This is a genomic window from Streptomyces sp. NPDC028419 (assembly GCF_055565515.1).
This window is the reverse complement of the sequence record NZ_JBVHUE010000014.1, coordinates 116239-133910: the sequence shown is the minus strand read 5'-3', so window position 1 is coordinate 133910 and position 17672 is coordinate 116239. Positions and strand designations below refer to the sequence as shown.

Annotated in this window: 18 protein-coding genes; 14 read left to right on the top strand and 4 right to left on the bottom strand. The window is 72.8% G+C overall.

All coding sequences use genetic code 11. The features are described from left to right. Positions 1 to 154: 154 nt before the first annotated feature. The gene (locus ACZ4UB_RS18380; protein WP_468071316.1) at positions 155 to 1372 is read right to left on the bottom strand and encodes an amidohydrolase family protein; all 1218 of its coding nucleotides are present in this window, start codon (positions 1370 to 1372) and stop codon (positions 155 to 157) included. A 132-nt stretch (positions 1373 to 1504) separates the two neighbouring features. Between ACZ4UB_RS18380 and afsR the strand changes: the two genes are divergently transcribed. From afsR to ACZ4UB_RS18345, 7 genes are all read left to right on the top strand, one after another. Further along, a complete protein-coding gene (afsR, locus tag ACZ4UB_RS18375) occupies positions 1505 to 4639 on the top strand; it encodes an SARP-family global regulator AfsR (RefSeq protein WP_468071313.1) in 3135 nt (1044 codons plus the stop codon). Between the two features lie 198 nt (positions 4640 to 4837). Beyond that, positions 4838 to 5089 carry a hypothetical protein gene (locus ACZ4UB_RS18370; protein ID WP_399268619.1) on the top strand — a complete coding sequence of 84 codons (252 nt, stop codon included), beginning with the start codon at positions 4838 to 4840 and terminating at the stop codon, positions 5087 to 5089. 454 nt (positions 5090 to 5543) lie between these two features. Next, positions 5544 to 6074, top strand: a complete 531-nt coding sequence (locus ACZ4UB_RS18365) for a DUF6879 family protein (protein ID WP_468071311.1) — start codon at positions 5544 to 5546, stop codon at positions 6072 to 6074. Further along, positions 6071 to 6913 carry a helix-turn-helix domain-containing protein gene (locus tag ACZ4UB_RS18360; protein ID WP_468071309.1) on the top strand — a complete coding sequence of 281 codons (843 nt, stop codon included), beginning with the start codon at positions 6071 to 6073 and terminating at the stop codon, positions 6911 to 6913. Before ACZ4UB_RS18365 ends, ACZ4UB_RS18360 begins: the two co-directional genes overlap by 4 nt. An 84-nt stretch (positions 6914 to 6997) precedes the next feature. After that, positions 6998 to 7402 carry a hypothetical protein gene (locus ACZ4UB_RS18355; RefSeq protein ID WP_468071307.1) on the top strand — a complete coding sequence of 135 codons (405 nt, stop codon included), beginning with the start codon at positions 6998 to 7000 and terminating at the stop codon, positions 7400 to 7402. Beyond that, a complete protein-coding gene (locus tag ACZ4UB_RS18350; protein WP_468071305.1) occupies positions 7399 to 7701 on the top strand; it encodes a hypothetical protein in 303 nt (100 codons plus the stop codon). Before ACZ4UB_RS18355 ends, ACZ4UB_RS18350 begins: the two co-directional genes overlap by 4 nt. A gap of 241 nt (positions 7702 to 7942) precedes the next feature. Then, positions 7943 to 8695, top strand: a complete 753-nt coding sequence (locus ACZ4UB_RS18345; protein ID WP_468071303.1) for a class I SAM-dependent methyltransferase — start codon at positions 7943 to 7945, stop codon at positions 8693 to 8695. Between the two features lies 1 nt (position 8696). Here ACZ4UB_RS18345 and ACZ4UB_RS18340 read toward each other — a convergent pair whose 3' ends face one another. Continuing rightward, positions 8697 to 10298, bottom strand: coding sequence for a FadD3 family acyl-CoA ligase (locus tag ACZ4UB_RS18340; protein WP_468071411.1), 1602 nt, complete (start codon positions 10296 to 10298; stop codon positions 8697 to 8699). Between the two features lie 194 nt (positions 10299 to 10492). Here ACZ4UB_RS18340 and ACZ4UB_RS18335 point away from each other — a divergent pair, with 194 nt between their 5' ends. From ACZ4UB_RS18335 to ACZ4UB_RS18325, 3 genes are all read left to right on the top strand, one after another. Continuing rightward, positions 10493 to 11644 (top strand): lipid-transfer protein, encoded by a 1152-nt coding sequence (locus ACZ4UB_RS18335; RefSeq protein WP_354381799.1) that lies wholly within the window; start codon positions 10493 to 10495, stop codon positions 11642 to 11644. 70 nt (positions 11645 to 11714) lie between these two features. After that, on the top strand, positions 11715 to 12146 hold the full coding sequence (locus ACZ4UB_RS18330; RefSeq protein ID WP_354381893.1) for a Zn-ribbon domain-containing OB-fold protein: 432 nt from the start codon (positions 11715 to 11717) through the stop codon (positions 12144 to 12146). Continuing rightward, entirely contained in the window at positions 12143 to 12922 is a 780-nt protein-coding gene (locus ACZ4UB_RS18325; RefSeq protein ID WP_468071300.1) for an enoyl-CoA hydratase/isomerase family protein, read from the top strand. Before ACZ4UB_RS18330 ends, ACZ4UB_RS18325 begins: the two co-directional genes overlap by 4 nt. Positions 12923 to 12946: 24 nt before the next feature. Here the strand turns inward: ACZ4UB_RS18325 and ACZ4UB_RS18320 are convergent, their stop codons facing one another. After that, on the bottom strand, positions 12947 to 13432 hold the full coding sequence (locus ACZ4UB_RS18320) for a hypothetical protein (RefSeq protein ID WP_468071298.1): 486 nt from the start codon (positions 13430 to 13432) through the stop codon (positions 12947 to 12949). 46 nt (positions 13433 to 13478) lie between these two features. Next, positions 13479 to 14183, bottom strand: coding sequence for a TetR/AcrR family transcriptional regulator (locus tag ACZ4UB_RS18315; RefSeq protein ID WP_468071296.1), 705 nt, complete (start codon positions 14181 to 14183; stop codon positions 13479 to 13481). 73 nt (positions 14184 to 14256) lie between these two features. Here ACZ4UB_RS18315 and ACZ4UB_RS18310 point away from each other — a divergent pair, with 73 nt between their 5' ends. From ACZ4UB_RS18310 to ACZ4UB_RS18295, 4 genes are all read left to right on the top strand, one after another. Beyond that, complete coding sequence (locus ACZ4UB_RS18310) at positions 14257 to 14832, top strand: NADPH-dependent FMN reductase (protein ID WP_354381795.1); 576 nt, start codon at positions 14257 to 14259, stop codon at positions 14830 to 14832. Then, a complete protein-coding gene (locus tag ACZ4UB_RS18305; protein ID WP_468071294.1) occupies positions 14829 to 15125 on the top strand; it encodes a putative quinol monooxygenase in 297 nt (98 codons plus the stop codon). Before ACZ4UB_RS18310 ends, ACZ4UB_RS18305 begins: the two co-directional genes overlap by 4 nt. Positions 15126 to 15280: 155 nt before the next feature. After that, complete coding sequence (locus ACZ4UB_RS18300; protein ID WP_468071292.1) at positions 15281 to 15808, top strand: hypothetical protein; 528 nt, start codon at positions 15281 to 15283, stop codon at positions 15806 to 15808. Between the two features lie 104 nt (positions 15809 to 15912). Then, positions 15913 to 17661 (top strand): YwqJ-related putative deaminase, encoded by a 1749-nt coding sequence (locus tag ACZ4UB_RS18295; protein ID WP_468071290.1) that lies wholly within the window; start codon positions 15913 to 15915, stop codon positions 17659 to 17661. Positions 17662 to 17672 lie beyond the last annotated feature (11 nt).

Below are 17672 nucleotides of genomic sequence, written 5' to 3'. Positions count from 1 at the left end.
TTGCTCCGGCGAAGCATGCCCTGAGGTCAACACGACCGCAAGGGGTACTCCGATGGTGGAGCCCCGGGCTCCACCATCTCACTTCCGGAGCGGGAGAGTTATCGCCCCGCCGGGATCCCGCGAGGCCGCCGGCGAACGGCTCGACCGGCCGCCCCTACCCGGCCCACAGCCCTTCCGGGGTCAGCCCCAGCAGGTCGATCGCGTTGCCGCGGACGATGCGGTCCACCACGTCCGGGGCGAGGTGGCCCATCTGGGCCTCGCCGACCTCGCGGGACTTCGGCCAGGTCGAGTCCGAGTGGGGGTAGTCCGTCTCGTACAGGACGTTGGCGACCCCGATCGAGTCCAGGTTCTTCAGCCCGAAGGCGTCGTCGAAGAAGCAGCCGAAGACATGCTCGGCGAAGAGCTCCGACGGCGGCCGCAGCACCTTGTCGGCGACGCCGCCCCAGCCCCGGTTCTCCTCCCAGACCACGTTCGCGCGCTCCAGGATGTAGGGGATCCAGCCGATCTGGCCCTCCGCGTACATGATCCGCAGGTTGGGGAAGCGCTCGAACTTGCCGCTCATCAGCCAGTCGACCATCGAGAAGCAGCAGTTGGCGAAGGTGATGGTGGAGCCGACGGCGGGCGGGGCGTCCGCCGAGGTCGACGGCATCCTCGACGAGGAGCCGATGTGCATGGCGATGACCGTGCCGGTCTCGTCGCACGCCCGGAGGAAGGGGTCCCACTCGTCCGTGTGAATGGACGGCAGGCCCAGGTGCGGCGGTATCTCGGAGAAGGCGACCGCCCGCACGCCGCGCGCCGCGTTGCGCCGGACCTCGGCGGCGGCCAGCTCCGGGTCCCACAGCGGGATGAGGGTGAGCGGGATCAGCCGGCCGTGCGCCAGCGGGCCGCACCACTCCTCCACCATCCAGTCGTTGTAGGCCCGTACGCCGAGCAGCCCCAGCTCACGGTCCTTGGCCTCGGTGAAGGTCTGCCCGCAGAAGCGCGGGAAGGTGGGGAAGCACAGGGCCGACTGGACGTGGTTGACGTCCATGTCGGCGAGCCGCTCGGGAACCGAGAAGGACCCCGGGCGCATCTGCTCGTAGGTGATGACTTCCAGCTTGATCTCGTCGCGGTCGTACCCGACCGCCGTGTCCAACCGGGTCAGCGGCCGGTGCAGGTCTTCGTAGACCCACCAGTCGCCGATCGGCCCGTCGTCGCCCTTGGCGCCCATGACCGGGGCGAACTTGCCTCCCAGGAAGGTCATTTCCTTCAAGGGGGCGCGTACGACGCGGGGGCCGACGTCGTGGTACTTGGACGGGAGCCGGTCCCGCCAGACGTGGGGGGGCTCAACCGTGTGGTCGTCCACCGAGATGATCTTCGGGAAGGTCTCCATGGCCCCCACGGTAGCGCCGATCTGACGATGCGTCAGCTAGTTGGACGGCGATCGGTCCACCGCGGGCTGACGTCTCACCGCAAGACAGGGCAGACTGGCCACCACACCGACGGAAGGCAGGGAGGACGAGAGATGCAGGGCATACCGGCCATCCCGCACCAGCGGAACCACCCCGAGGCGGCCCGGCCCGGTTCCGCGGCAGCCCGATCCGCCGTCCCGCCTCCCGCTCCCGCCGAACCGGAACGGGACCCGGCGCCCACCGCGCCGCCCCCGAAGGCACCGAAGGCCGCGAAGGCCACGAAGGCCCCGCCGGAGCCCACGGCCCCCACGGCTCCCACGGCCGACTCCCGCTTCGCCGTGCTCGGCCCCATCCGCGCCTGGCACGGCAGCGAGCCGCTGTCCTCCGGCAGCCCGCAGCAACGCGCCCTGCTCGCCGCCCTGTTGCTGCGCGACGGCCGCACCGCCACCGCCCCCGAGCTGATCGACGCGATCTGGGGCGAGGACCCGCCGCCGCAGGCCCTGGCGGCCGTACGGACCTACGCCTCCCGGCTGCGCAAGGTGCTCGACACCGGCCTGCTCGTCAGCGAGTCCGGCGGGTACGCCATCCGGCTCGGCTCCGCCGCGGCCCTCGACCTCGGCGTCGCCCGCTCCCTCACCGCGGACGCCGACAAGGCCCGCGCCGCCGGTGACCGCACCCTCGCCCGCACCCTGCTGGCCCGCGCGCTGGACCTGTGGGACGGCGAGCCGCTGGCCGGGGTGCCCGGGCCCTACGCCGAGACGGAGCGCGTCCGGCTCGGCGAATGGCGCCTCCAGCTGCTGGAGACCCGCCTCGACCTCGACCTCGAAATCGGCCACCACGCCGAGGCCGTCTCCGAACTCACCGCGCTCACCGCCGCGCACCCGCTGCGCGAACGCCTGCGCGAGCTGCTCATGCTCGCCCTCTACCGCAGCGGCCGCCAGGCCGAGGCCCTCGCCGTCTACGCCGACACCCGCCGCCTGCTCGCCGACGAGCTGGGCGTCGACCCCCGCCCCGAACTCGCCGCCCTCCAGCAGCGGATCCTGCGCGCCGACGCCGAACTCGCCGTCGCCGCCGACCCGGCCCCGACCGCCACCCCGGTCCAGATCCGCCCGGCCCAACTGCCGGCCACCGTGCCCGACTTCACCGGCCGCGCCACCTTCGTCACCGAGCTCAGCCGGGTACTCGCCGGCGCCGACGGCCAGGTCATGGCCGTCTCCGCGCTCGCGGGCATCGGCGGCGTCGGCAAGACCACCCTCGCCGTGCACGTCGCGCACGCCGCCCGCCCGCACTTCCCCGACGGACAGCTCTACGTCGACCTCCAGGGCACCGAGGCCCGCCCCGTCGAGCCCGAGGCCGTCCTCGGCGCCTTCCTGCGGGCGCTGGGCACCCCCGACGCCCGGATCCCCGACTCCCCCGCCGAACGGGCCGCGCTCTACCGCTCCACCCTCGACGACCGCCGCGTCCTGGTCCTCCTCGACAACGCGCGCGACGCCGCCCAGGTGCGCCCCCTGCTCCCCGGCACGGCGGGCTGCGCCGCCCTGGTCACCAGCCGGGTACGGATGGCCGGGTTGGCCGGGGCCCACCTCGTCGACCTGGACGTGATGAGCCCCGACGAGGCCCTGCTCCTCTTCACCCGGATCGTCGGCGCCGAGCGGGTCGGCGCCGAGCGCCAGGCCGCCCTCGACGTCGTCGGCGCCTGCGGGTTCCTGCCGCTGGCCATCCGCATCGCCGCCTCCCGGCTCGCCGCCCGCCGCACCTGGACCGTCTCCGTCCTCGCCGCGAAGCTCGCCGACGAGCGCCGGCGCCTGGACGAGCTCCAGGCCGGCGACCTCGCCGTCAAGGCCACCTTCGAGCTGGGCTACGGCCAGCTGGAGCCCGCCCAGCAGCGCGCCTTCCGGCTGCTGGGCCTCGCCGACGGCCCGGACATCTCGCTGTACGCCGCGGCCGCCGTCCTCGACCGCGCCGAGCACGACACCGAGGACCTCCTCGAAGCTTTAGTCGACTGCTCCCTGCTGGAATCCGCCGCGCCCGGCCGCTACCGCTTCCACGACCTCGTACGGCTCTACGCGCGTGCGTGCGCCGAACGCGACGAGCAGCCCGCGAGCGAGCGGACCGCCGCCCTGGACCGGCTCCTCGACTTCTACCTCGCCACCGCCGCCCGCGTGTACGCGCTGGAGCGCCCCGGCGACCGCCTGGTGGCCCACCTGTCCCCGACCCGGTACCCGGGGCGGGACTTCGCCGACCCGCGCGCCGCCCTGGACTGGCTCTACGCCGAGGCCGACACCGTCCTCGCGTGCGTGCGCCAGACCGCGGCCCGCAGCGCGCCGCCCGCGGCGCCGGGGGGCGCGCCCGACGACGTACTGCGGCGCGCCGTGGACCTCCTGTGGGCGGCGAAGGACCTCGCCGAATCCGGGGCCAACTCCAAGCAGTACGAATCCACGGCCGGCGCCGTCCGCGACGCGGCGCGGGCCGCATCCGACCCGCGCGCCGAGGGGCGGGCCCGCACCACCCTCACCACCGTCCACCTGATCGCGGGCCGCTTCACCGCGGCCGACGACGAGGCCCGCCGGGCCCACGCCCTGGCCAAGGCCGCCGGAGACCCGCTGCCCAGCTGCTGGGCGCCCAACGACCGCGGGATCATCGCGCTGCACCAGGGCCGCTTCGCGGACGGCGAGCGCTTCCTGCTGGAGGCCATCGACAACTTCCGCGCCGACGGGAACCACGTCGGCGAGGCCTCCGCCCTGTGCAACCTCTCCCGCATCCACGTGGAGCTCGGCCGGCTGCCCAGCGCCATAGAGCTGGCCCAGCAGGGCATCGCCATCTACGACCGGATGGGCCTGAGCCTGCGCCTCGCCAACGGCCGCTACGCGCTCGGCATCGCCCTGACCCAGGCCGGCCGGCTCCAGGAGGCCCAGGACCAGCTCACCGAGGCGCTGTCGCTCTTCCACGAGAACCGACAGCCCTTGTGGGAGGGCGTGACCCACTACCGGCTCGCCGAGGCGCACCTGGCCGCGCGCCGTCCCACCCTCGCCGCCTCGCACGCCGAGCAGGCGATCGCACTGCGCGGGATCGGCGGCGAGTGGCGGCGGGCGACCGTGCTGACGGTGCTGGGCAAGGCGCTGCGCAGCCTGGGGCAGACGGACCGGGCGCGGGTGTGCTGGCGGGACGCGGAGTCCGTGTTCGAACAGCTCGGCTCCTCCGAACTGGCGGAAGTGCGCGCCCTGCTGGCATCGGCGATCGCCGCGTGAAGGCATCCGGCCAGCGGACGCCCCCGCCCTGACCTGGGGCGGGCGGAGATGAACGACTCGTTCATCGTTCGTTTATCGCCACCCCCCACCATGAGTACATCGACTCGTCGCTTCGGGGGAGGCGGGTCGGCTGGACCACCCGTTCGGCGGTCGCGGGGGAATCGCCGAACGGGCCCGACCCATCATCAGGAGTGCGCGATGACGACGAACGAGAACGCCCTGCCGAACGTGCCGAACGTGACGGCCGTACCCAAGGCACCGACCGCGCCCGGCCTGCTGCCGCTGACCGATGACGGCGAGCTGAATCCGCTCGACAACCACGCTTCCGGTGGCGAGACCAAGCCGCTGGACAACCACGCCTCGGGCGCCGAGACCAAGCCGCTCGACAACCACGCCTCCGACGAGGAGCTCCGCACGATGGACAACCACGCGTCGGGGCCGCGTCCGTAGGGACGCCCATACGTCCTTGCCCGTCACAGGGGGTCACGGGTGAGGACTGACGAAGGTACGGGGGACGGGGGGGGGGGGGGGGGGGAGGGGGGGGGGGGGGGGGGTGGGGGGGGGGGGGGGAGGGGGGGGCCCCCCCCCCCCCCGCCGCGTACGTGTGTCCGGACCCGCGCAATCTCGCGCAACCGCACCCCACGGCCGCGCTCGGCGCACCATGCTGGGTTCCCCAACCAGCCTGAACGGAGCCCACCGTGCACCTGCGGTTCATCAGCACCACGTCGGAGTAAGGCAACTGCCCCACTCTGTACTAAGTCGTCGAGACGGGTGACATCGTCGTCCAGGGCGACGCGCTGACCGACCCCGAGCACCTGGCCCGGCTGCGGGACGTCGGCGAACACGAGATGTTCGTCGTCATCCCGCGCGAGCTGCTCACGCGTTTCGCGCCGAAGGAGTGACCGTGCCGGTTCCGTTCGAGAGCATCGTCCACTTGTTCTCGGAGTTCGAGCACACGGCGTTCCGGCTGGAAACCCGCCGTGACTACGCCTCCGATCGGCAGGGGGCCCGGTACCAGGCGTTCATGCGCGGCATGGACCCGGTGGCGGAGCCCGGCAACCCGTGGCACCTCAACGTCCGCGAGAAGACCGCACAGGGGGCACGCTTCTCCCGGGTGCGCATCATCGACGAGCCACCCACCGATGGACAGCGGTTCTTGATGGCGTCCGCCACCTCGAACGCCGCCTCGGGCGAGAACATTCGCGTGCTCGCGCGCTCGGAGGCCCTGCGCCTGGAGCTGCCCGAGTACGACTTCTGGCTGTTCGACTCCCGGACCGTGGTCCGCTTCCACATCGACGACCAGGACGTCACAACCGGCGTCGAGGTCACCGAGGACCCCGCCATCGTGCTTTCCGCGTGCCAGGCCCGTGACCGCGCCTGGCTCCTCGCCGCCCCTCCTGCCGAGGTGTGCTCACAGGTACGTTCGCCCCTGTGAGCACTGACTTTCAGAGCGCCCGCGTAGCCCTCGGCGCGCGCCTGCGAGAGCTGCGCGTCGAGGCTGGCCACAGCGGGAAGGACTTCGCCGCCCGCCTAGGCTGGCAGCGGTCGAAGGTGTCCCGGCTGGAGAACGGCAAGCAGACCGCCACCGCCGACGACCTCACCGCCTGGGCCGCCGCCGCCGGCGTACCCGAGCAGGGCGCCGACCTCGCCAGCCGACTGCGCGGTCTGGAGTCCCAGCAGCGGTCATGGCGCCGTCAGCTCAGCGCCGGCCACGGGCCCGTGCAGGACCGGTACGTCGTCGAGTACCAGCAGACCGCCACGGCGCGCGGCTACGAAGCCACCGTGGTCCCGGGCCTGTTCCAGACCCCCGACTACGCCCGCCACCTGTTCGCGAAGAACGCCGTCTTGATGCAGTCCCCACGGGACACCGAGGCCGCCGTAGCCGCCCGTATGCGCCGTCAGGAGGTGCTGTACGAGGCGGGCAAGCTCTTCCGCGTCCTGGTGTGGGAAGGGGCGCTCCACACGCTCGTGTGCCCAGGCGACGTCATGGTCGGCCAGCTCGACCGCCTCGTCGGCCTGATCGGCATGAGCACGGTGCGGATCGGCATCGTCCCCCTCGGCGCGCCTCTGGACCTGACCCCGAAACACGGGTTCTGGATCTTCGACGAACGGCGCGTCGTCGTCGAGACCATCAACACCGAGCTGACGTACGACTCATCCGACGACCTCGCCCTCTACGGCCGGGTGTGGGACGGTCTGAACAGCGCGGCCGTGTACGGGTCACAGGCCCACCGGCTGATCGCCCGCGCCCGGCACTTGATCGCCCCCGTGTGAGAAACCGGCGCAACCCGCTGGGCCGCCGCGCAATCCGGCGCAACCGGCCGGACGCGGCCCCCCGCCCGTTCCTAACGTGCGGGCATGGCGATGGAACAGCAGGCCGACCCGGTGGGGTACCCCGTCCTCACCGGCGGCTGGTGCAACTGGCACGACGGGCCGTCGGAGACCGCGCTGGTGATCCAGTGGGGGGAATCGAACTCCGGGCCCCCCAAACCCTTGTACGCGTGCGCGCCGTGCCGCGAGCAGCGAGGACTGGCCGTCGAGGCGCCCGTCCCTTGCCAGGGTGCGCCCCTCCCTCCCGTGGGCGGCCTCTGCGCCGAACGGCTCCAGGGCCGGGAGTGCGTGGTCTGCGGGGCGCCGCTGGGCGCCGACCGCGTGTACCGCGGCGCGGTCCTCGTCCAGCAGGACGGGTACGGCCTCGACTTCGACGTGTGGTGCTGTCGCCCAGCGACGGCGCACGCCCTGCCCCCTGAGGAGACCTCGTGATCACTACGGACTTCAAGGTCACCCGCACGGACGTCGTGACCTGCGAGGCCTGCTGGCGCGAGCCGGTCGAGGCCGGCCGCGTCCGGCGGGGCGTCCGCGATCTGCTGTGCCTGTCCTGCGCGGAAGCGGGCTACCCCGCTCGCGTCGAGCAGTTCCCGCCACTCGGCGTGTACGGGCTCACCGCGGCGAAGGTGACGATGGGCAAGCACGCGGGCGGACCACCACAGCTGCCGCCGAACCCCGGCCCGGCGCTCCCGTCGCCCCCGCCGACCCCCATCCCTGGCCGGCCTCCCGTGTAGATCCGCCCGAAACCCGGGCAGCACCGGGCTCCCGGCGCGAACCGCCCCCGCCCCCTAGGTCCTGTCGTCAAAGTGCCGTCGTCGCCCGAAGGGCGGCCCCGCGGCGTCTGGTGCGTGCTCTCGCCGTGCCGGGCGGAAGCCCGCGTACTGGACGTACTTGGCTTTCGCCCGGTGCGGCGAGAGTGCGTGCCAGGCGTCGCGAGGCAGACGGCACTTTGACGACAGGGCCTAGGCTGGCCCGGTGTTCACCACCGAGGGTCCGAGCGTGCGCGAGCTGGCCGTCCAGGCCCTGTCCTCCATCGAGCGGGGCTACGACCTGCTCGCGCCCACCTTCGACCACACCCCCTTCCGCACCCCCGACCGGATGCTCGACGCCGTCGAGGAGACCCTCGCCCAGCGCGAGGGGTCCTTCGGCGCCGGGCTGGACCTGTGCTGCGGGACCGGGGCCGGGACCGGGATGCTGCGACGGCTGTGCCGGGACCGGGTGACCGGGGTCGACCTCAGCGCCGGGATGCTGGAACGGGCCCGCCTCGCCCACCCGGGCGGGGACGGGCCGGACGGGCCGCGCGCGCCCGAGTTCGTACGGGCCGATGCGCGCGCCCTGCCCGCGAGCCTCGCCGACTCCTACGACCTGGCCGTCAGCTTCGGCGCCTTCGGGCACTTCCTGCCCGCCGAGCGGCCCGCCCTCTTCGCCTCCGTGCACGGCGCGCTGCGCCCCGGCGGGCTCTTCGCCTTCCCGATCGGGGCGCCGTTCGCGCCGGGTTCGGCGGCCTGGTGGGTCACCGGCGGCTTCGACGCGGCGATGCGGGTGCGCAACGCGGTGTGGCGGCCGCCCTTCGTCATGTACTACCGGACCTTCCCGCTGGGCGCGGTCCGCACCGACCTCGCGGCGGCCGGCTTCACCGTGGAGACGGCGCCCCTGGAACACTTCGGCCGCCGCCCGCGCGACGGCCGGCCGAACTGGCGGCTCGTCCTGGCCCGCAAGGCGCGCTGATTCAGGCCCCGGCCCGCAGCTCCGTCTTGAGGACCTTGCCGCTCGCGTTGCGCGGCAGGTCCGCCACGAACTCCACCGACCGCGGCACCTTGTAGTTCGCCATCTCCCGGCGCGACCAGGCGATCAGGTCGTCCGCGGTCAGCGTCGAGCCGGGGCGGCGCACCGCGTACGCGCGGCCGACCTCGCCCAGTCGGGGATCCGGTACGCCGATGACCGCCACGTCGGCTATGTCCGGGTGCAGGCCGATGAGTTGCTCTATCTCGGCCGGATAGGCGTTGAAGCCGCCCACGATGAACATGTCCTTGATCCGGTCGGTGATCCGCAGGTTGCCCGCCGCGTCCCGCACCCCGACGTCACCGGTCCGCAGCCAGCCCTCGGGGGTGATGGCCCGCGCGGTCTCCTCGGGGTCCTCGAAGTACCCCCGCATGACGTGGTGCCCGCGCACCCAGACCTCGCCCGCCTCCCCCACGGCCAGCGAGCGGCCCTCCGCGTCGGCGATCATCACCTCGGTACCGGGGATGGGCCGGCCCGAGGTGGCCGCGATGGTTTCGGCCGGGTCGCCGCGCCGGCACATGGTCACGATGCCGCTGGCCTCGGAGAGCCCGTAGGCCGTCAGGACCGTCGCGATCCGCAGCTCGCCGCGCAGCCGTTCCACCAGCCGCAGCGGGACGACGGCGGCGCCGGTCACCACCAGGCGCAGCGCGGAGAGGTCGTGGTGGTCGCGGGAGGGGTGGTCCAGGATCGACTGGTGCAGGGTGGGCGGACCGGGCAGGACGGAGATCCGTTCGGCGGCGACGTTGGCGAGGACGGTGTCCACGTTGAAGACGGGCTGCGGCACCATCGTCGCCCCGCGCATCAGGCAGGCGATGATGCCCGCCTTGTAGCCGAAGGTGTGGAAGAAGGGGTTCACGATCAGGTAGCGGTCGCCCTCGCGCAGCCCGGCCAGCTCGCTCCACACCTGGTAGCAGCGCAGGGTCTGGGCGTGCGTGATGACCGCGCCCTTGGGGCTGCCGGTGGTGCCCGAGGTGAAGATGATGTCGGAGGGGGCGTCGGGGCGTACCGCGTCGGCGCGCGCCCGGACGGTGTCCGCGGTGACGGCGTCGCCGCCCGCCAGGAAGTCCTTCCAGGTGCGGAAGGACTCGGGGGCGTCGTCGGCGAGGACCACGACGTGCTCCAGGTGCGCCAGCCCGGGCAGCGGCCCCCGACCGGGGCCCTCGGCGGCGGCGCGGCGCAGGGAGGCGACGTAGGAGGTGCCGAGGAAGGTGCCGGTGACGAAGAGCATCCGGGCCCGGCTGCGCTGGAGCACGTACGCCGCTTCCGCGCCCTTGAAGCGGGTGTTCAGCGGCACGAGCACCGCGCCCGCCGAGACCGCGCCGAGCGCGGAGACGATCCACTCCAGGGTGTTGGGCGCCCAGACCGCGACCCGGTCGCCCGGCTCCAGGCCGGCGGCGATGCAGGCGGCCGCGGCGCGCTCGACCCGCTCGCCGAGCTGCGCGTAGCTGATCCGGACCCGGCCGTCGACGACGGCCTCCCGCGCGCCGAACCGGTCGGCGGCGTCGCGGACCAGCCCGGCGACGGTGCCCCAGCGCAGGTCGCCGCGCAGGTCACCGTGCAGGTCGCCGCACAGGTCCGCACCGCCGGGACCGCCCTCGCGCCCGCCCTCGCGCAGGTGCTCTCCCGCTTCCTCGCCCATCGCACGCCCCTCACCCGTCGTCGCCCGTGAACCAGTAGCTGACTGTTCGTCAGATTAGCTGTAGCCTTCGCGGCTGTCAGTACTGGCGCACCCCGGAGGTGGCGATGGCGGCAACGCTCAAGGACGCTACGGCGATAGTCGGCATCGGGCAGACCCCCTTTGCCAAACGACTGCCGCAGACCGAGAAGGAGTTGGCCTGCCGCGCCATTCTGGCGGCACTCGCCGACGCGGGGATAGCCCCCTCCGAGGTCGACGCCTTCTCCTCCTACACGATGGAGGAGACCGACGAGGTCGAGGTCGCCAAGGCCATCGGCGCCGGCGACGTGACCTTCTTCTCCAAGATCGGATACGGCGGCGGCGGTTCCTGCGCCACCGTCGGCCACCTCGCCGCCGCCGTGGCCACCGGTCAGGCGAGCGTCGGCGTCGCCTGGCGCTCGCGCAAGCGCGGCTCCGGCCCTCGCCCGTGGAAGAACACGGCCGTCCAACTACCCACCCCCGGCCAGTGGACCCGCCCCTTCGGCCTGCTGCGCCCGGCCGACGAGATCGGCATGCTGGCCCGCCGCTACATGCACGAGTACGGCGCCACCCGTGACCACCTCTTCAACGTGGCCCTGGCCTGCCGCAACCGCGCCAACCAGAACCCGGCCGCGATGATGTACGAACGCCCCATGACCCGCGAGAGCTACATGACCGCGCGGATGATCAGCGAGCCGCTCTGCCTCTTCGACAACTGCCTGGAGACCGACGGGGCGTTGGCCTGCGTGATCGTCTCCGCCGAACGGGCCCGGGACTGCCGCCAGAAGCCCGTCTACGTCCACTCCGTGGCCCAGGGCCTGCCCGCCCAGCACCACGGGATGGTCAACTACTGGAACGACGACCCGCTGACCGGCCCCGCCTGGACGGCCGCCCGACACCTTTGGAAGCAGGCCGACTTCGGCCCGCAGGACGTGGACGTCGCGCAGATCTACGACGCCTTCACCCCCCTCATCCCGCTCTCCCTGGAGGGCTACGGCTTCTGCGAGCGCGGCGAGGGCGCCGCCTACACGGAGGGCGGGGCGCTGGAGATCGGCGGGCGGCTGCCCATCAACACCGGCGGGGGCGGCCTCAGCGAGGCGTACGTCCACGGCTTCAACCTGATCAACGAGGGCGTCAAGCAGCTGCGCGGGATCTCCACCGCCCAGGTGCCGGACGCCGCGACCTGCCTGGTGACGGCGGGCGAGGGAGTCCCGACGTCCGCGATCCTGCTGAGGAGCTGACCGCCCCATGACCACCACCGCCGCCGCGGACGCGTCCCCCGCCCCGAACCCGGACCTGGGCCCCGAGGGGCTGCTGCTGCCCGTCCCCGACGAGGACGGCGCGCCCTTCTGGGAGTACGCCGCCCGGGGCGAGCTGCGCGTCCAGGCCTGCGCCGCGCCCGGCTGCGGCGCGCTGCGCTTCCCGCCCCGCCCGTGCTGCCCGCACTGCCAGTCCTTCGAGAGCGAGTGGCGGCTGATGAGCGGCCGGGGGCGGGTGTGGTCCTACGTCCGGCCGCATCCGCCGCTGCTGCCCGCCTACGCCGCGCAGGCCCCGTACAACGTGATCCTGGTCGAGCTGGCCGAGGACCCGCGCATCCGGCTCGCCGGGAACCTGGTCACGACGCCCGACGCCCCGCTGGACTCCCTGGACCCGGCGCGGCTGCGGATCGGGGCGAGGGTCCACGTGGCGTTCACCGTGCAGGACGGCGTGAGCGTGCCGCGCTGGCTGCTGGAGAAGTCGTGAGCGTGCGGGTCGAGCGGGACGAGGAGACCGGCGTCGCGGTCGTCACCCTCGACCGGCCGGACCGGCACAATGCGGTCGACCTGGAGACGGCCGCCGAACTGTCGTCCCTGTGGCGGGAGTTCCGCTTCGACGAGGGCGTGCGCGCGGTGGTGGTGACCGGCGCCGGGTCCGCCGCCTTCTGTACGGGCATCGACCGGTCGGTGGAGGTGGCGCAGCCCGCGTCCCCGTACTCCATCGACGACCCGATGATCGCGATCGGGCCCAAGGCCAACGACCTGTGGAAGCCGGTGGTCGCGGCGGTCAACGGCATGGCCTGCGGCGGCGCCTTCTACCTGCTGGGCGAGGCGGAGTTCATCGTCTCCTCGACCACCGCGACGTACTTCGACCCGCACACCACCTACGGCATGGTCAGCGCCTACGAGGCGATCTACATGGCGCAGCGGATGCCCTTCGGGGAGGTCGCCCGGATGTCCCTGATGGGCACGGCCGAACGGCTCTCCGCGCGGCGGGCGTACGAGATCGGGCTGGTCTCCGAGCTGGCGGAGCCGGCGGAGCTGCTGGCGGCGGCGGAGCGGGCCGCGCGGACCCTGGCGGGCTTCCCGACCGGGGCCGTGCAGGGGACGGTACGGGCGCTGTGGGCGGCGAAGGAGGCCGCGCGGGCCCAGGCCCTGGCCCAGGCGCCCCACCTGATCGCGCTCGGCAACCTGCCGCCGGAGCGGCAGGCGGAGCTCTTCGGCGCCCGGCGCCCGGGGTCCACGGACTTCCGCGTCCGCTGAGCCGGCGGGCCCCCGCGCCCCCGGTTAGGAGACGGTGCCGATCCGGCAGGTGCGGACCTTCGCCGCGTCGGCGGGGGTGCGCATCGGCACGGTGACGGTCCGGGTCTCGCGCGCCTTGAGCGTGACGGTGGCGGAGCCGTAGTCGTCGCCGCTCACGCCCTCGGCCCTGCTGAGCACCGGGACGGTGACCGTACGGGTCGCGTCGACGTCGGAGGTCACCCGGACGGTGGCCGTGGCCGAGGCGGGCCCCGCGCAGCTGACGACGACGGCGTGGGCGGGCGGGCCGGACTTGGTGGGCGTCGGCGTGGGCGACGCCGTGCTCTTCGAACCGGAGCTGCCGCTGCTGCTGGACCCGCCGCTGGTACCGCCGGAGGTGCTGCTCCGGTGGTCGGACTTCGAGCTGGAACACCCGTGCCCGCCGCCGCTCCTGTGCTTCCCGCTCGAAAACCCGGTCAGCGCGCACACCACGGCGACCACGACGATCCCGAACCTCATACGACGTGCCAACACGGCGCGTTCCCTCCCCCAGACGACGGCGCGTCACGCTACCAGGCGCTTACGCGGCGCTTACCCCGTACCGGGCCAGGAACATGTCCACGCCGTCCGTCACGAGCGCCAGCAGCTCGTCCTGCGCGAGCGCGTACCCCGGGTCGAAGGTCTTGGCGAGCTGCGGGACGGACACGGTGACCGCGACGAGCTGCGTGACGGCCCGCTCGACGTCCGGGACGACGAGCCGCCCCCGCGCGACGAGGTCCCGTACGGCGTCCACGAGCGGAGCGTTCATCGCGGCGTAGCTGCGCCGGTACCACAGGCGCCCGAGCTGCGGGAAGCGCTCGACCTCGCCGATCACCAGGCGGCGCAGCGACAGCAGCCCGTCGGAGAGCTGGAGCCGCGCCCAGTCGGCCTGCACCCGCACCAGCGCGGCCCGCAGGTCATCGGCTCCGGTGACGGACGCGCCGCAGGGCTGGAGGTCGGCGTAGGCGCTGTTGAGGACGCCGCCGATGACGGCGAGGAAGAGGCGTTCCTTGCTGCCGAAGTGCTTGTACACGGTGGGCTTGGAGACGGCGGCGCGGGAGGCGATGGCATCGACGGAGGCCGCGCTGTAGCCGCCGGCCAGGAACTCGGCGATGGCCGCGTCGGTGATCGCGCGACGCTTGGCCTGCGAGGAGCTGACGGCTTCCGGGATGACGGGGATGCCGTACTCGTCGTACCCGCCGTCCCCGCTCGCACCGCTCGCGGCCACACCACTCGTATCGCTCATGTCGCCACCCTACCTCCAACTAAACCAAACGGTGTAGTTGTGAGATTGAACTGAACGGTTTAGTGTCATCCCCATGACCACCACCGAGTTCAAGATCCTGGCCATCTCCGGCAGCCTGCGCGCCGACTCGCACAACACGGCGCTGCTGCGCGCCGCCCGCAAGCACCAGCCGGGCGGCCTGTCGATCGAGATCTACGACGGCCTGCGCGAGATCCCGCCCTACGACATGGACCTCGACACCCCGGCCGACCGCCCGGCCGTCGTCGCCGACCTGCGCCGCCGCGTCACCGAGGCGGACGGCCTGCTGATCGCGACCCCCGAGTTCAACTACTCGGTCCCCGGCACGCTGAAGAACGCGCTCGACTGGATCAGCACCGACTGGACGCGCGAGGAGGGCCTGCCGCTGCACCGCAAGCCGGTCGCGATCATGGGCGCGGCGCCGACCAACTTCGGCACGGTGCGGGCGCAGCTCGCCCTGCGCCAGTCGTTCGTGTGGACGGACAGCGACGTGGTCGTGAAGCCGGAGGTCCACCTGTTCCGCTCGCACGAGCGCTTCGACGAGCGGGGCGAACTGACCGACGAGACCAGCGTGGCGCTGCTGCGCGACCTGCTGACGGCCCTGAAGCACAAGATCGCGGCGGCCCGGTGACCGCCACCGGGGTGACCGCCCTGGCCCGCCTGCGGGCCCGGCCCGGCCAGGAGGCGGCGGTCCGCGCCCAGGCGCTCTCCCTCGTGACCCCGACCCGGAGCGAGCCGGGAAACGTCTCGTACCGCCCGTACGAGGACCCGCTCGCCCCGGGTGCCTGGATCGTCGTGGAGGAGTGGGCGGACGCGGCCTCCTGGGAGGCCCACCTGGCCTCACCGCACCTGGCCGGGGCCCTGGCCCGCACGGCCGCCCTCCTCGACGGGCCGCCGGACGTACGGGTCTACGGCGCCACGTAGGCCCGTGGACCCGTAGGCCCACACGTCCGGCGGGGCATGGCCCAACCCCGCGTGCGGGGGGCACGGGCCCGGCGTAGCGTCGGGTACCAGACCCACCAGACCCGCCCCACCACCCCACTCCCCGGAGGGCGGGGCATCCCCAGGAGGGCGGGGCCTTGATCCGCAACGCAATCGGTTCCCTGCTGGGCCTCATCGGAGCGGCGGCGGCCCTCTGGAGCCCCTTCCGCGCCTGGTACGACGACCGGCACGGCCGCGACTTCCGGCTGACCGACCTCTTCTCCGGCTCCGGCATCGACACCACCGACAAGTCCGGCCTCTTGAGCTCGATCCTGCTGGCCTTCCTGCTCGCCGCCCTGATCACGCTGGCCGCCGTCGTGCTGCGCTCGCGCACCCTGATGGGCCTCGCCGGGGTCGTGGTCATCGGCGTCACCGTGCTGTGGATGGTCCGCCAGGGCCAGGCCGTGGGCAGCCTCTCGGTCGGCGGCAACGGCACGGGCCTCGGCGTGGGCGTCGCGAACGCCTTCGGCGGCGGCGCCCTGCTGATCCTGGCCGCGGCCGTCATGCGCGGCCGCCCCCGCCGCACCACCCGCGCCCCGGCCCCGTACGAACCCCTCGACCTCCCCCCGGTCACCCCGACGAACGCCGCCTGGCCCCCCGTCCCGCCCCACGACGGCCGCCCGTAGGCTCCGTTCCCGCGCTCTCCCGCGCCGCCCCGTCACACCCCCGTGGCAGACTTGTGCGCTTACACATACGCCGAACGGGTGTACGCACGGGGGGAAGTGGGGCCATGTCAGTCACGGTGCCGGACTGGGCGGACACGCTGCTGGACCTGATCGGTGTGGCCTGGCCCAATGTCGACGAGGACGCCTACCGCGACATGGCCGACGCGCTGCGCGAGTTCGCGGAGGACCTGGAGGACGACGGGCAGCTCGCCAACAACCACTTCGAGCGGCTGCTGTCCTCCGGCAAGGGCGAGTCCATCGAGGCCCTCAACGCCCACTGGAACACCGTCAAGGGCAAGCACTTCAAAGACATAGCCGGGGCCGCCCGCACCATTGGCGGCGCCATGGACATGGCGGCCGGAGCCGTGGAGGGCATGAAGCTCGCCGCCCTCGTCCAGCTCGGCTACCTCGCCACCGAAGCCGGCATCGCGATCTCCCTGATCCCCGTCACCGGCGGCCTCTCCGCCCTCATCGGCGCCGGCGCCATGCGCGCCACCCAGGAAGTCATCAAACGCCTGATCAAGGAGTGCATCGAGGAAGCCGTCGGCTACATCGTCTCTGCCCTCACCGAACCCGCCGTCTCGGCACTGGAGGAGATGGCCGCCGACCTCGTGGTCCAGCTCGGCGCCATGGCCATCGGCCTCCAGGACGGCGTCGACCTGAACCAGACGAAGAAGGCCGGCCAGGACGGCTTCGACAGCGGGGTCCAGGGCGGCAAGGAAGCCATGCACCTCGCCTCCGCGGGCCCGGGCGGCGGCGGCTCGGGAGGCGGCACGGGCCTGGTCGACCTCCAGATCGACCACGCCGAACACGACCGCGCCGGCACCCAACTGAACACCGTCAGCACCAGCATCCACGGCAAGACCACCACCAAGCTCACCAAGGCCAAGTCCCACCACGGCCGCACCCGCGGCCGCGACTCCATAGCCCGGGCGATCGACCCCATCGCCGACAAGGCCATGACCGCCCTCACCAAGGCCACCAAGTCCATGGGCGACCACGTCGGCCAGACCCTGCCCAAGGCCGTCAAACAGATCTCCACCGACCACAAGAACAACGACGACGCCATCCGCGACCGCATCAACCGCCAAAAGGGCGACCACGTCCACGAGGGCAAGGGCGGCGGCCGGGACGACCACGGCGGCGGCAAACCCCCCACTGGCGGCAACGGCAGCCCCGGCGGCCCGACGGGCGACGACGGCCCGAAGGGCCGCCGCATGGAACCCCAGCCGCCCTGGCACGGCCAGACCAGCGGAAGCATGAAGCACCACCGTCGGGACGTCCTGAAGGTGGACCACCTGTCCGAAGCCGATCAGCGCACGCTCATGGTCGATGAGGCCAGACGGCTCGGTGACGACGCACGCAACCAGCCGCAGTCGAACCCGTATCCCGACGGAAAGCACCGTCTCAAGACCGCCTGCGCCGGAACGCTCCTCCACGACGGTGTGCTGACCGTGCACTCGAGCAGTACGAGCACCGGCGGCGCCGCGATGAAGCCGCACCCGGCGATGCAGGGAATCCTGGATCAAGTGGAGCGGGAATTGACCGCCGAGAACAAATCGACGGGGAACGGTCACGGGAAGTGCGCGGAAATATCGTTGATATCCGACCGCCTGCACCAGCTGGACCCTTCGGGAACCGCGATCACCACGCCCGCACAGGTACAGGAGGCAATGCGCGGGTCACTCGTATACTCCACCCAAATCGGCGACCTGCGCCCGGGTGAGGGCCAGTTGTTCCACGGCGACTACAAACCGCCGTGCCGATCGTGCAGCAGGGTTCTGCCGCTGGCCGGGGTCACACCGCACCACTGAACAGGAAGACG